General features: G+C 61.8%; 6 protein-coding genes. 4 read left to right on the top strand and 2 right to left on the bottom strand.

What is annotated here, in order from left to right; genetic code table 11:
• Position 1 precedes the first annotated feature (1 nt).
• From cdd to VGM51_05490, 4 genes are all read left to right on the top strand, one after another.
• Positions 2 to 427 (top strand): cytidine deaminase, encoded by a 426-nt coding sequence (cdd, locus tag VGM51_05505; GenBank protein ID HEY3412504.1) that lies wholly within the window; start codon positions 2 to 4, stop codon positions 425 to 427.
• Entirely contained in the window at positions 424 to 1,734 is a 1,311-nt protein-coding gene (locus tag VGM51_05500; protein ID HEY3412503.1) for a thymidine phosphorylase, read from the top strand. Before cdd ends, VGM51_05500 begins: the two co-directional genes overlap by 4 nt.
• A gap of 90 nt (positions 1,735 to 1,824) precedes the next feature.
• Entirely contained in the window at positions 1,825 to 4,386 is a 2,562-nt protein-coding gene (locus VGM51_05495) for a DUF3376 domain-containing protein (GenBank protein HEY3412502.1), read from the top strand.
• Positions 4,383 to 5,036 carry a hypothetical protein gene (locus VGM51_05490; GenBank protein HEY3412501.1) on the top strand — a complete coding sequence of 218 codons (654 nt, stop codon included), beginning with the start codon at positions 4,383 to 4,385 and terminating at the stop codon, positions 5,034 to 5,036. The genes VGM51_05495 and VGM51_05490 overlap by 4 nt, the downstream gene beginning before the upstream one ends.
• 78 nt (positions 5,037 to 5,114) lie before the next feature.
• On the opposite strand, the gene VGM51_05485 is transcribed toward VGM51_05490, so the two are convergent.
• Entirely contained in the window at positions 5,115 to 13,565 is an 8,451-nt protein-coding gene (locus VGM51_05485; GenBank protein ID HEY3412500.1) for a right-handed parallel beta-helix repeat-containing protein, read from the bottom strand.
• A 212-nt stretch (positions 13,566 to 13,777) separates the two neighbouring features.
• Entirely contained in the window at positions 13,778 to 14,941 is a 1,164-nt protein-coding gene (locus VGM51_05480) for a FixH family protein (GenBank protein HEY3412499.1), read from the bottom strand.
• Positions 14,942 to 14,946: the final 5 nt, after the last annotated feature.

The raw sequence follows: 14,946 nt of genomic DNA, 5'->3' as shown, positions 1-14,946 counted from the left end.
TATGTCAGAAACCACTCAAACCAGCTCTCCCCGGGTGCAGGATCTGTACCGGCGCGCCGCAACGGCGCGAGGGAATTCCTATGCACCCTATAGCCGCTGCCATGTGGGCGCCGCCATACGACTGAGTGACGGCTCCGTGTTCACCGGCAGCAACGTCGAGAACTCCTCGTTCGGGGCGACCATCTGCGCGGAACGAAGCGCTATCGTGGCGGCCGTCAGCGCCGTTGGGACTATCGAGATTGTTGAGGTGATGGTCGTTACCGACGCGCCGTCACCTTGGCCGCCGTGTGGCCTCTGCCGCCAGGTGATCGCCGAATTTGGTCCCCATTGCACTGTCTATGCGGCGAACACAGCGGGGGATATTCTGACGCTCCCGTTCGAGGAGTTATACACCCACCCGTTCGGACCGGAGCAGATGCACCGATGAATTTCCTGCCCCTCATCGAAGCGAAGCGGGACGGCCACGAGTTGACAGCGGCGAGCATCCATGAGCTCATCGCCGCCTATACGGCGGAAAGCATCCCCGACTACCAGATGGCGGCCTTCCTGATGGCCGTGTATTTCCGCGGACTGTCAACGGCCGAAACGGCATCGCTCACGATGGCGATGCGGACATCCGGCCGTGTTCTCTCCTTCCCGGAAGACCCCCGTCCCGTGGTGGACAAGCATTCTACCGGCGGAGTGGGGGACAAGATCAGCCTGCCCCTTGCGCCGTTGCTTGCGTGCCTTGGGTTCCGCGTTCCGATGATTTCGGGCCGCGGCCTGGGCATCACCGGCGGTACGCTCGATAAGCTGGAGACCATTCCCGGCTATAACGCATTGCCGTCGGTTGAGCGGATCATCGAGCAGGTACAGGAGATCGGGTGCGTCATCTGTGGCCAAACGGAGGAAATGGTGCCGGCCGACAAACGAATCTACGCCTTGCGGGATGCGACCGGAACCGTCCCCTCAACGCATCTCATCACGGCGTCCATCCTGTCCAAGAAACTCGCGGAGGGGTTGGACGCGCTTGTGCTGGACGTGAAGTTCGGGGCCGCCGCTTCCATCTCGGATGAGGCCTCCTCCCTCAAACTCGCTCGCGCGATGGTCGCCTTGGGCGCCGAATGCGGTGTGAACACGAGAGCCCTCTGGACGGATATGGGCACCCCGATCGGACGGGCGGTAGGCAATTTCGTCGAGGTGCGGGAGTCGGTTGACTGCCTCGACGGCAACGGGCCGGACGATCTCCGTGAGCTTACTCTGGCGTGCGCGGCGTCGCTGCTGGTGCAGACGGGCACGGTGGCTTCCGATGCGGACGGCGTACAGATGGCGGCGAAGTGCCTTGATTCCGGCGCTCCCCGCCGCAAATGGGACGAAATGCTGATCGGACAGGGAGCGGATCTGAGCGCATTCAACGCCCGTCTGGCCCGCGACCATTCAGCGCCGTCAACCACGGAACTGAAGGCCGACCGGTCCGGGTTCGTGTCGGCGTGTGATGCGCGGATCGTCGGCGAGATAGTCCGCGATCTCGGCGGCGGCCGCCTGGCCAAAGACTCCGCTATCCACCCGGATGTGGGCATCGACAGGCTGGCGAAGCCGGGCGAAGAGGTCCGCGCCGGAGACGTTATCGCGCGCATCCACTCCGTCTCCGCCCGCGAGGCGGGATCCGCGCGCGAGAGGCTTCGGACCGCATTCGCCATCTCGGATGCGCCGCCGGTGCGGCGGCCTCTGGTTCGCGAAATCATCGACGCCTGAACCGAACCTTCGTTGAGCGTGGTCCTAGCGCTTCCCGTACGGCGCGTGATACAATTCGAGCTAACCACATGTTCTCCAGCACGGGAGTGAATGATGCTCGATACCACAGCAGGACCTTTGCGGCCATCGTCGGACGTTACCAGCGAAATACGGATGGGGTTGGCGATGAGCGGCGCCATTGCGCTCGTCCTGTATGAAGCGGGCGTTACTCACGAGGTGTTCAGGCTGGCCAAGGCCTGGGACGCGCATTGCGCCGGTCGCGAGAGCTCCAGCACCACAACGGAATCCGGTTCCGAAGGCTATTACGCCTGCCTCGCCAAGATCCCGATGCGGCCGGTTGTAGACATCCTCACGGGCGCTTCGGCCGGGGCCGTCAATTCCACTCTCCTGGCAAGCTGCCTCGCCGGCGGAACCGATTTCGTGCGATATCACGACATCCTTCTCATCCAGCTCGACGTGGAAGCGCTCAAATTCCGCAAGGGCGACGCCCCGGACGGCCTGATGGACAGCCGGATCCTTTTGGATGTCCTTGAAAATGAACTCAACCGCAACGTTGCGGCAGGCAGCGGGTCGCCGCCCGGAAAGGGGCTCGATCTGTGCATCCGCCTGTGCCGAACGCATCTGGCGGGGCACTGCGAGACCACACGCGACGCGATCGGCCATCAGATCGACGTGGAAACGCGCTCCGACGTCATCGAGTTTTCGGGGAAGGACTTCCTCGACCCCGGCAAGGTGGCGCAGATCGCGAGGGCGACGCTTGCCAGCGCGGCGTTTCCGGGCGCGTTCGGCCCTGTCTTCGATGAACAGGACCGCGTGTGGTACGTCGATGGAGGGCTGTGGGACAACCAGCCGGTGGATTGGGCGGTTGACGCTGTCAGGGACAAGCCCGCGTTTGTACGCACGCACCGCTGTATCCTGTTCGTCGAGCCGAATCCGCCCGGGCGACCGGTGGACCACGCGAATCCGGGCGGGGAAAGCGAGCCGGCGCTGGCGGACGTCCTGATGGCGGTGTCTTTCATGGGCGTGAAGGGGAACGTCTGGCCCTCCATCCGCGATCTTCTCGATTTCAACCGGCGGAGCAAAGTGTTTGGCAGGTTGGTACAGGAGAGCGGAATCCACGAACTGACGCGCCAACTCGGCGGCCAGTGGCTCCGCGACTCTTCGACGCAGATGGAGAATGCCGCCGGATACCCCGCGGCTTTGGCGGATGGATCATGGCGAGACCACGACGCCGTAGTTCCGACCATCCTGAATCAGGTGCGAGTTGAAACCGTGCTGCTGGACGACGATCCCGCGTTGATTCAGCGTTGGCACGCGATCAATGAAGCGTGGAACGCGTTGCACCTCCGCCTGAACCCAGGGAGTGATGCCGGCATCTTCTATCGGCACGGCAATGGTAAAGTACCGGGTCAGGACCCGACGCCGGTGGCGCTTGCCGCGCTCGCCGCGCTGGAGGCGGTGGGCTGGAACGATCTTCGGCGCCGCGCGGTGCGCAGGCGGCTTGACCGGATCAACGATTCACTCGGCCGGCCGCGCCCGTCACAGGATCCGGGCGGCGTTGACAGGGCGATCACGCGCCGCAAATATGCGCTCTACCTCCAACTCGAAAAGCTCAACGACTACCTCTACACCGCGGTCGACCCGTCTTCGGCGCCCCCGGTGGGCTCGGGGGGCCGAGGAGACCGCCCTCGCGACGCCGGCACGACCGACTGGCCGAGTTACCACTCGAGGCTCGTTCGCTTCCATAGCAGGTTCCGGACAGCGACGGTTCAAATGCTGAACGATCTGGAATTCGCGTTCCGCCTTCTCTTACAGGTTCCGGCAACCGCAACCTCCGCAGCGGACCAGAACAGCGCTATAGCCCGCCTGATGTCGGACTCCACCACGAATCCAATGACGGCGCTCGCCCGCTGGCTCGAGGCCATCGCTCAAGAGGCGGAGAGGGGTCGCAGAGAGTCCGGTCTGGATGTGGCCGGCGGGGCCGCACCGGGAGTCAACGGGTTCGCGGCCCAGGTTACGGCGCTCCTGAACTACACCCGCCCGCTTGGCGTGAGCTCCAACGATGACGGTGGCTTGGAGCCCGTCATTCGATGGGCCTCACAGACCCGGTTCACCAAGGTGGACGCGGTCAGGTACGTGTTGGGTGCGATATCGGATCTCGGCGGGAAGAGGCCCATCGACCTCGTCCGCGTCAGCCCAAACGATACCAATAACCTGTATCTGATAACCTGCGATGAGTTGGTTGACGAGACTCCCGCCGCGCGAAAACTGGCCGGCGAAGGCCTTGGCCACCTGCAGGGTTTTCTGGAGGAGCGATGGCGCAGAAATGATTACATCTGGGGACGCCTTGACGCCTGTGAGATTCTCCTGCGCACCATGCGCCTTTATTCCGAGCGGGAGGGGACTGGCTGGTCCGAACAGGACTACGAAGATGCGCTCTATGACGCTCAGAACGCGATTCTGAAACAGGAAGCCGATCTGTACCACGAACGGCTCGGCCGGATGGGAAAAAGGGCCGCGCGACAATGGGCGGTGGGCAATGCACGAAGCGGGGTGGGCGATCGTTCGGGGCCGGCGCCGGCGTACGAACCCCATATCGGAGCCATCCATCGTTCAAGACCGTTGGAGACCGAGGAAGGAGGCAACCAATGAGACCGGTGACCCCCGAGATGAAAGCAATTCAGCAGGCGAACGCCTCATTGATCGGTTTCGGCAAAGAGACGATTCTGGACGCCGATGAGCCAGCCTTCTCGAACAACGTCAACTACCTGTTCGGCACGACCGTCAGTTTGCTCGCCGGCGGCGCGGACAAGCCGCCATACATCCTGGAGCGGAGCGTCCGGATCACCAGAGTCCTGTCTTATGCCGTGCGCTGGATCGCTGCGTTTGCGCCGGTAGGGCGCGAGCAGCCGCATATGCGCCAGGTCTGGAAATGGATGGGCCAGGTAGCGCTCGTGATGCTCGGGGCCGGCGCAGTGGGCTGGATGCTTGGATCCAACCATGATGTTGTCGGCACCATTTCGGCGGCGCTCTACGGCGTTATTGTGGTTTTCGCTCTCGTCGCGCTCGGATGCGTTCTGGGGTTCCGGTGGGGCTTCGCCGCGGTGATCGCGACCGTCGCCGGGGCATGCATTGGCGCGGGCGCGGTTGTCTGGTGGTCACCGGTGCTGCGCGATCAGACGGTGCTCGTCTGGATATGGGATGTGCGTCTTCTGCTGGCAATTCCGGCTGCGGGGGTTATCGCGCTGATACCGTTAGCCCTTCTCACACGGGCGTTGTCAAGGGTACGAAACGTCCGTTAGTCGCGGGAAGTGTGACACCAAAAAGCGCGGGAGGCAGGTGGCGCGTACGCCACCTGCCTCCCGCAGCCTTGGTCCGGTCTACGGGTTCGGATCCTTGTTCGCTACCTTGCGCGCGAGGCGCACCGCATCCAGTAGATCGATCTTGCCGGGGTTGGCGCCCTCGATATTGAGGCGCGCCGCATCGGCCGAGCTGGCGTTGATCAAGCCTCCGGCAATCCGGAGAGCCTTCGCCACGTCGCCCGCGTTGAAGCCTGCCACCAGCACGTCAAACGCGCTGCTGTCCACGCTTCCCATTACCGGGTTGGAGAACGTCAGGACGTACCCTGTCCCGATCTTGTCGATGGCGAGGTCGGTGAACACGGCCACGCCGTTCACGGCCATCACGGTGGTCGTCCCGAGCAGGGTTGCACCGCTCGCGCCGGTTCCAGACTTGATGGAAACGGTAACCGGCCCGTTGAAGGTCGGGTCTGTCGTGAGGATAGCGTCGGTGGCCTTGATGATCGGCTGTGTGACGAACAGCGCGCCGGCTCGAGCGCCGGCAGGCTGGGTGCTGACGTTGAGTGTGATCGCGGAGCCAACCGTGTATTCGTCGGCGCCGATGTCTACAACACTTCCGCCGAGCCGCGGGTTGCCGTCAATGTCCACCCAGCCCGGCTGGATGGACCCGTTGTCTCCGGCGTCGATGCACGGAGAAGTGGACTTGAGGTGGTAGTTGCCTGCCGGCACGTTGAATAACTGGGGATCCACTTTGATGTTGGTGCCCAACGGGTCGGGAAGCCCCTTGTAGGCGTAGGTTGTGTTGCTGAACACATCGTTGTAGCGGAGCGTCAACACCGAACCGGCGGTCTTGCTGATTCCGCCGATCTGGTTGTAGGCGACGATGTTGTTCGCGAGGGTGGCGGTACACTCGTACGCATAGATGCCGCCCGCATCACCGCCCGCTGCCGTGACATTGGAGGCAATCGTGTTGTTGATGAGGTAAGCCGTGCCCCTGTTCAGGTAGACGCCGGCGCCGATCCCCGATCCGTTCTGGGTGACGGAGTTGTTGGCTATCAGGTTGCTGGCGGCGGTGAAGTTCGATTGATTGGAATACAACCCGGCGCCGTTCCCTGACGTGTTGCCCACGATGGCGTTGTTCAGCACCATTTGCTGGGCGGCCCCGTCCAGGTAGAGCGCCCCTCCGGTGCCCGGGCCGTATGTGTTGCTGTTGCCCGAGATCAGGTTGCCCTGGATGAGCGAGGTAGCGGTGCCTGTTACGTTGCAGTACACGCCCGCCGTCCCGTTGTACAGGTAGTTGCCGGTGACGGTGCAGTTCGTCACGTTTACCGTGTAGCCGGTGAGTACCGGATGGTCGCCTGATACGCTGATGCCGGTGCCGGAGTTGTTGAGCACTCGTGTATGGTCGATCGTCACGAATCCGATCGCATTCACACCGTAGTTTCCGCCCCGATTCACGGAATTGGAGATGACGGAGTTCGTCAGCATCAGGGTTCCGTTGGAATAGACTCCGTAGCCATTTCCGATGAACGTCCCTCCGTTGATCGTGGCTGAACCGGTCCAGTTGACGGCTCCGTAGTAGTTCGAGTTGGCGGTGAGATTGGAGGCCGTGAGTATTCCGCTATCCGAAAAGATCGCCTCCTGCTGGTTGTTATTGACCGTCACGTTTGTCAGCGAGAGCGAGCAGTTGGAGGAGCAACTTATGCCACGTCCATTGCCGCCGCCGCCATTGTTGTTGTTGCTGAACGACGAATTGGTCACCTGAACGACCGATCCGCTCGCGCTCATACCGTATCCACAGAGCTGGATCGTGTCGTTGGCGAGAACAACGGCCGCGTTGGAGCAGACCACCCCGGAGGCGCCGGTGCCGGATTTTTGAATCGTGAAACCGTCCACGGTTTCCGTGGCGCCGGCTCCCAGTGAAACCGTGACCACGTTTCCGGCCGAGCCGCCATCGATGATCGTCGAGAAGAATGTAATGCTGCGCTGAGTGCGGTTAGTTTCCGTTCCGCCGAACCCGCCGTACAACGACACGGCGGTTTTTACGTTAACCAGTTCGTTGTACGTACCACCCGCAACCCACACTTCGCCGCCGCCGGCGGCAGCTTCAACCCCTCCCTGTATGGTCTGCTTGGCCGTTGCCCAGGACAGCCCATCGTTTGCATCACTGCCGGACGGTTTGACCCTGATGATTACCGGCACAGTGGAGTAGTTCTCACCGTATGATTCGTCCACGCCGATGTCTACGGTTGTTCCCTGGACACGCGCTTGACCGTCCAGGTCCTTCCATCCGGTCTGCACAGCGGCTATGTCACCAGCGTTGCGGCACGGGGAGTTGGCCTGGATGTGGAAATCGCGGGCCGGAGGGCCGGCGAGCATCGGATTCTGGTTAATGCTGCCGGTGAGCACGAATCCGCTCGCATCGTAGTCCGCGTTGCCGAACACGTCATTATTCCCCATCGTCAATACGCCGGCGGTGTTCTTGTAGATGCCGGGCGAGTTGAACGCCATGATGGTGTTCTTGAGCGTGACGGTGGAGTTGTCGCAGTAGAGTGCGCCGCCGTCGAGGCTGGCACTGTTCGCCGTGACCGTGTTGTTGACGATAACCGGAGCACCCTGGCTGCAGTAGAATGCGCCGCCGCTGTATGAGACGCCGTTGGCCGAAACGATGTTGTTCGCGAAGAGCGCGTTCGTCCGGTCGAAGAATACGCCTCCACCATATCCCGCGCTGTTGTTCGAGATATTGTTATTGAGCACGACAGGCGCGCCGTACCGAAGGAACACGCCTCCGCCGGACCCCTGCGAATACGTGTTGTAGTTGTTCCTGATCGTGTTGCTCTGAATCAGGCCTGTGGCGGTGTTGTCCAGCTCGCAGAACACTCCGGCGGTGCCGTTGTTCTGGTTGTTTCCGGTGACGGTGTTGTTGGTGATGTTGATCGTGTAGCCGGTGAGAACGGGCTGCCCGCCCGTCGCCTGCAGGCCGCCCCCTCCGTTGTTCAGGATGCGGTTGTTGTCCACGGTGGCGAACCCGTTGACGTAGACCCCAGGCACGCTTGACCGTCCCACGTTGTTCTGGACCGTATTGTGAACGACGATCGTTGTGCCGCTTAGGTACAGGCCGTAGCCGTCGCGCTGAATGGTACTGTCAGCAACGTTTGAAACGCCGTTTTCCCACTGGATGCCGCTGTATGTATTGTCCTGGGACACGACCCTGTCGGCGTTCAGCGTGCCGGTTGTGGAGTAAATCCCGTGCCCACCGTTCCCGCTGAGCAGCGAGTCGGAGAGCGTGAGCGAGCAGTTGTTGACGCAGTAGATGCCCTGCTGGGAATTGTTCTTGAGTGTGGAATTGGTCACGACCAGAACGGCGCCGTCGCCGTACAGCCCGTGTGTGTTGAGAGTAAGGACATCGTTGTTCAGCGTGAGCGCCGCGTTCGCGCAGGCGATGCCGACATACTGGCTGCCACTGGTCTTATTGCCGATCGTGAAACCGTCCACGATTTCCGTTGCGCCGGCGCTGGAGGGGACCGTGACCACGTTGCCGCCGCTCTGTCCATCGATGACAGTGGGGTTGTTCACCGGGTCGCGCTGCGGGCGGGCGGTCTCATTACCGAGGAAGCCGCCGTAGAGAGCCACGCCGCTTCTCACCGTGATGCGTTCCGTGTATGCCGTCACCGGGATAGTACGGTTCCCCGCCACCCAGATCTCGCCCCCGCCGCCGGCGGCGTTGATGCCGGCCTGAATAGTGCGCTTCGCCAGCGCCCACGTGGAACCGTCGTTCGTATCGTTGCCCGTCAGGCCATTGACCCGGATGATGATTGGAACGACGACGTAGTGCGTGCCGTCCGATTCGTCACACCCGATGTCTACAATCCCGCCAACGGGTTGAACGCGCGGTTGTCCGTCGATATCCACCCACCCGGCAACCAGGACGGTGTTGTCACCGGCGTCTCGGCAGGGCGAAGTCTCTTGAATGTGAAGGTTTCTCGCCGTCGGCTGCACGAGCTGCGGATCGATTGCGATGTTGCCGTTGGAGCCTGTCGGTGGAGTGGCGTAGTTGCCATAGTCGTAAGGCAGGCTGCCGTACACATCATTGTGGCTGAGGTTGATGGCGCTGTTTGTAGACTTGAACAGCCCGCCGGAGGTGTTGAACGCGATGATGGTGTTCGCGATGGTAGCCGTCGTGCTATCCGCATAGATTCCGCCACCGTTGCCGCTTGTGCCTCCGCTGTTGGAAGCGACCGTGTTGTTGATGAGGGTAGGAACACCCTGGTAGAGGTAGATGCCGCCGCCGTTGGCGGATACAACGTTGCTGGACACCGCGTTATTGGCGATGAGGGGCGATCCCTTGTTAACGAAGATTCCGCCGCCGTAGCCCGCGCTGTTGTCCGCGATGAGATTGTCCTGAACTTCCGGTGACCCATCCAGGTAGAGCCCGCCGCCGGAGCCATTTGAGTACGTGTTGCTGTTTCCGGTGATCTGGTTTGATTGGATCAGTGCGGTGGCCGTTCCCGAGATACCACAGTAGACTCCTCCGACGGAGTTGTTGACGAAATTCCCGGAGACCTGATTGTTCGTGATGGTGGCCGTGTAACCGCTCAGAACCGGCTGGGATGCACTGACCGAAAGGCCGGTGCTGCCGTTGTTGATGATGGTGTTGTGATCTATCGTGACGAAACCATTTGCGGTCACAACGTTGTAGCCCGCCGCCCTGCCGTTGTTCTGGAAGAGATTGCCCAGCAGGCGCACCGTTCCGTTCGCATACAGGCCGATTCCGTTCGAATCGAAGGTGCTGTTCGTCACGGTGATGGATCCGCTGTTCCAATAGAATCCGTAACCATTACTCATCTGCGTGTACGCGTTGGCGTTGACCGTCCCGGAATCCGAGTCGATGGCCCACTGGCCATTACCCAGGATGGCGGTGTGGTCGATGGTAACAGAGGAGTTTGTGTCACATTGCATTCCGTGGATCTGGTTGTTTGTGACGGTGCTGTTCGTGAGCGTGATCACCGCGCCGGACCCGTAGATTCCTCTCTGGTTGAGGGTAATCTCATCGTTATTGAGGACAATCGCCGAATCATAAACGACAACGCCCGTGAAGGTACTGCCGTTTGTGATGTTGCCGATGCGGAAGCCATCGATGGTTTGCGTTGCGCCCTGGCTGGAAGGCACCGTGACGACGTCGCCCGCTCGGTCAGCGTCGAGGACTGTGAGGTTCGCGACGAAGTCGCGCTGAGCCCGGTTGGTTTCATTGCCGACGAAGCCGCCATATACGGCAACGCCTGAGAGCAGGGTGATGCGCTCGTGGTAGGTGCCCTGCGCCACCCAGACCTCCCCGCCACCGGCCACCGCGGCGATGCCGCCCTGTACGGTAGCCTTCGCCTTCGTCCAGTCGGTGCCGTCGTTGGCATCGTTGCCGGTGAGAAGGTTGACGCGAACGACCGTCGGCGTAACTGCGTGCGACACGTTGTCCGACTGGTCTGCGCCGATATCGACTTTGCCGGCCGTCGTGCGAGGCTGGCCGTCCATATCGACCCAGGACACCTGCACCACTGTCGCGTCCCCGGCATTCCGGAGCGTCGAGGCTGGCTCAATGTGCAGATCGCGGGACGGCGGACCGCTCAGGATCGGGTCCACGCTCAGGTTGCCGTTGGTTCCGGTTGGGGCGACGGGAAATCCCTGATAGTCGGCGCCCGAGTTGCCCCAAACGTCGTTGTGGCTCAGGTTCAAAGTGCTGTTGGCGGTTCGGAAGATGCCGGATGTGTTGTATGCCACGATGTTGTTGGCCACGAGCGGTTTCGTGTTGTCGAACACGACACCGCCACCGTTCGCCGAGCACGAGTTTCCGGAGATCGTGTTGTTGACGATTGACGGCTGACCCTGGCTGACATACATGCCCCCGCCGCCGTACGGCGTTCCGTTGGCGTAGATCAGGTTGTTGGCGATCGTAGCGCTGGTGTTATCGAGGAAGATACCTCCGCCGTTATTGGCGCTGTTGCGGGCGATGACGTTGTTCTGAACGTTGGGCGCGTTGCCGGAGATGTACATGCCGCCGCCGTTTCCACTCCGCGGGCCACCGGTGTTGTGCGTGATGGTATTTCCCGTGATGACGCCGGTGGACGAGGCGTCCTTGGCGACCCACACGACTCCGATGGTGCCGTTACCGTCTACGGTGTTGCCTGTGATGACGGCGTTCCCATATGAGTCAATGGCCCCGACGTTATACGCAGAGCCTGAACCCGTAACCGTATTGCCCGTGGCCGTGATCGACCCGTTACAGGAAATACCGCCTGAGTTTCCGGTTACCGTGTTATTTGTGGAGACAAGCGTACCGGTGACGCCGATCGCATAACTGCCGTTTGAGGTTAACGTATTGTTCGCGATGGTGGCAAAGCCTGTCCAGGCGACTCCACGGCCGTTGCCGACAATCTGGTTGCCGCTGAGGTTCAGCGTTCCGGAGTCGCCGTTCGCCGCATCGTACTGGTTGCCCTGCATCGAATTGTTTGCGGCCGTCAGATTCGTTCCCGTATAGCACAGGAATGCGTACCCGCCGGAGCCGCCACTATTGGTCTTGATCGTGTTGTTCGTCGCGGTAACGGTGCACGACGTGGCCTTCACGCCAGGGCCGGAGTTGTCCCGGATCGTGTTGCGGTCCAGGAACAGACCGCTGTTCGCCGCCGTGATGCCGGATCCGTTCGCGAAAAACACGTTGTTCGTCACGGCCAGGCCGGCAAGGGTGGCGTTGATTCCGTACGACTTGCCGTTGGTGATGGTGAAGCCGTCGATGGTTTCCGGCGAGCCCACGCCGACGGGTATCGTGAGGACGGCATTGCTGTTCCCTCCGTCGAGGACGGTTATGAACTTGCCGTCCCGCTGGCTCTTATCGGTTTCAATGCCCTTGAACCCGCCGTACATCGAGACGCCGTTCTTCAGCGTCAATTGCTCGACGTACTGGCCGGTCTTGACCCACACTTCGCCGCCGCCGGCCGCCGCATTGATTCCCGCCTGGACGGTCGCCTTGGCCAGCGCCCAGGACGCGCCGCTGTTTGTGTCATCGCCGCCGTCCGCCGCCGGCTCCACATAGATGACCGGGGTGGGAATCGTGTACACCGTTCCATCGGATTCGTCGGCTCCGATGTCGACTATTCCGTTCTGGATGCGGGCCTGGGTGTCCATGTCCGTGTCGCCGGGGGCGACAACGGTATTGTCGCCCGCATCCTTGCAGGGCGAGGACGGCTGTATGTGGAGGTCACGGGAGACCGGGCCGGCGAGCTGGGGATCGGTGCTGATGTCCCCGGCGCCCGCGCTGACCCCGGAATACGCGTAGACCAGGTTGCCGTATACGTCGTTCTTGCGGAGTACCAGGGTACCGTTGATGCGGCAGATGCCCGGCGCGTTGTAGCCGAAAATGTTGTTCACGGCGGTTACGACACCGCCGTCCACGAAGAGCGCGCCGCCATTGCCGCCCGCCGAGTTTGCGACGACGGTATTATTGAGCACGTTCACTGTGGCGCTCTTGCTGTAGATAGCGCCGCCTTCGTTGAACGAGGAGTTGATCGCCATCACGTTATCCTTGATAACGTGCGTGCCGCCGGAGCAGAAGACCGCCCCGCCCTGCGTGCCTGTGCAGCCTTTGATGATGTTGTTTGCGATGGTTGCGCTGCCGGAGGTCACCGAAATGCCGCTGCCGTTGTTGTTGGTGATGGTGTTGCCATTGATGGCGGGTACGGCGCCGGCGCTGAGCACGCAGTATACCGCGGCGATCCCGGCTGCCGCCCCGGAACCGCTGCCGGAGATGGCGTTGCCACTGATGGACAATGGAGTACCGTCGCAGCGAATTCCATAGTCGCGGTTGTCCGCAACCGTATTGTTGTTCACGGTGGCGCTGCCGCCGGTCCCCAATACGCCGCTGTTGCGGTTGCCCTGGATTGTGTTGGCGGTGATAACCGGGGATCCTCCGGAGAAGTTGATGCCGTGTCCGGCGCTCGTCAGAATCTTGTTTCCGTTAAGAACGGGGGAGCCGCCGTTGAACGTAATGTCGGTATTGTTGAGTTGAATGGTGTTGGAGGAAATGGTCGCCGCTCCGGCATTTGCGTTGACGCCATTGTTGCCGTGCTGGATCGTGAAACCGTCGATGATTGTGGCGGCGACCGCGCCGTTGACGATGACGACGCAGTCTCCATTATTCGTGCCATCTATGACGGTCACGTTGACGGCGGGCGCGCGCTGAGTGCGTAGGGTTTCAGTGGCCGCAAATCCACCGTAAAGGGCGACGCCGCTGTTCAACGTGATGTGTTCGTTGTATGTGCCGGCGGCTACCCAGATTTCATCGTTCGCTGCTGCGGCCGCCGCGGCGGGTCCGATAGTTTTGTACGCGGCGTCCCACGTGGCACCGGTCGCGGGTGTGACAGTGGCCGCGGGATTCACCCGCAGAATGGCCGCGGACGATACAGATGCCGCCGCTCCGAACGCGGCGACGAGCAGGACAAGTGCGACCGGCCTCATCAGTGATGAACGAATACTCCTCAGTTTCATGGGGCATTTCTCCTGACATCGGTCGTGAAAACCCATGGCGGGCCGACCGAGTCACTTTGCAGGGGCGCGATTAGCACGTCTGGAGCCAAACCGTGGCGACCAGCCGCGATCAGAATGTATGGCAGGATTGTATCACCCAACCGCAGGTTCCGTCCACTTGCTGGGACGGCGGAATAATATGAGTTCGATAACCGGCGTCGTTGTCTATGACATCAGTTGGCTACGCTGATCACAAAGTCGGATGTGATCACTTTACCGGCGCGCTGAAATTGGGCCCAGGCCTTGTACAAGCCTGCCTTGGGGAAGCGCGCAACGAAGCGCACCACGCCATCAGGGGTCCGTTCCGTACTCAACGGGTGGGAATGCACGAAGCGTGTTCGATCCTCGCTCACGATGATGAGATGGCCCATGGCGCCGAGATAGGGCTCCAGGTCCGCGACGGGCTTTCCGTCCGGGGTCGATAGATGGAACAGCAGCGGTATGTCCTGGTGAGGCTTCAGCGGTGACGGAGCGTCCAGGCGCACGGTCACGCCTCCGAAGGATCCCGTGAGGAGGGTCGGCGCGAGGTGATACGGGGTAGCAAATGGCGCACCGTCCACCTTCAGCGGGACAGGCAGAAACTGCTGGCCATACCCACGCGGGGAAACGTCGGATAGAAGCAGGTAATCGCCTCCGGCCGGAAACGTTTCCTCGACGGTGAACGACCCGTCCTCGTTCTGCTGTGGATGGATGTGATCAAACCACCGGAGATCGTTGCTCATGACCAGGAGATGCCACGGTTTCGTGTGGACAACGACGAAATCCGACCATATCTCCTGACTCCCCCTGGCGAAGACCTTGAACTTGAGCTTATCGGGCTTCTGAGCCGCGGGAGGGTTCGGGTCCGGCTCAACCGTCGCGGAGAAAAGGGGTGTGAACAATGGTGTGCCTTCCGGTGCATCTTCCACGCTGAGATTGAAGGCAGCCGACTGAAGCGCGCCGCTTCTCGGCTTCACCGTAAGCGCGATGTGGTACTTGCCGCCGTGAGGGAAGAGCGCGCTGAGCCCGTAGTAACCCGGGGCGCCCTCCTCATGCACCGTCGGCGTCATCGGAGCCATCCCCGGCATCGACGGCATAGTTACCTCTGCCGTCACGGTAACGCCCTCGACCGGTATAAGCGTGTAGATATTCCCCGGCCGATCGCGTCCGGCCAGGAAGAAGTGGACGTCCAGGTCCGCTCCGGCCCAGATCCGTCCCATCGCCATCGGAGTGGCCGAAAGAGCGCCGGTTGGACCGGGAACCGGCGCGGGGGCCGCCGGTTGGCACTGGACGGCGGAACCGCAGGAGAGGGATAGGACGGCCAGAAGCGAGCCGGCGCCGACGATTACGTTGCGCATAGTGA

This window comes from Armatimonadota bacterium (genome assembly GCA_036504095.1).
Taxonomy (GTDB): domain Bacteria; phylum Armatimonadota; class DTGP01; order JAKQQT01; family JAKQQT01; genus DASXUL01.
The sequence above is the reverse complement of the archived record's forward strand: the minus strand, read 5'-3'. Positions and strand labels throughout refer to the sequence as shown.

Excerpts from the sequence above, each read along its gene's own strand:
- cdd (HEY3412504.1), top strand. The coding sequence starts at position 2 with ATGTCAGAAACCACTCAAACCAGCTCTCCCCGGGTGCAGGATCTGTAC.
- VGM51_05500 (HEY3412503.1), top strand. The coding sequence starts at position 424 with ATGAATTTCCTGCCCCTCATCGAAGCGAAGCGGGACGGCCACGAGTTG.
- VGM51_05495 (HEY3412502.1), top strand. The coding sequence starts at position 1,825 with ATGATGCTCGATACCACAGCAGGACCTTTGCGGCCATCGTCGGACGTT.
- VGM51_05490 (HEY3412501.1), top strand. The coding sequence starts at position 4,383 with ATGAGACCGGTGACCCCCGAGATGAAAGCAATTCAGCAGGCGAACGCC.
- VGM51_05485 (HEY3412500.1), bottom strand. The coding sequence starts at position 13,565 with ATGAAACTGAGGAGTATTCGTTCATCACTGATGAGGCCGGTCGCACTT.
- VGM51_05480 (HEY3412499.1), bottom strand. The coding sequence starts at position 14,941 with ATGCGCAACGTAATCGTCGGCGCCGGCTCGCTTCTGGCCGTCCTATCC.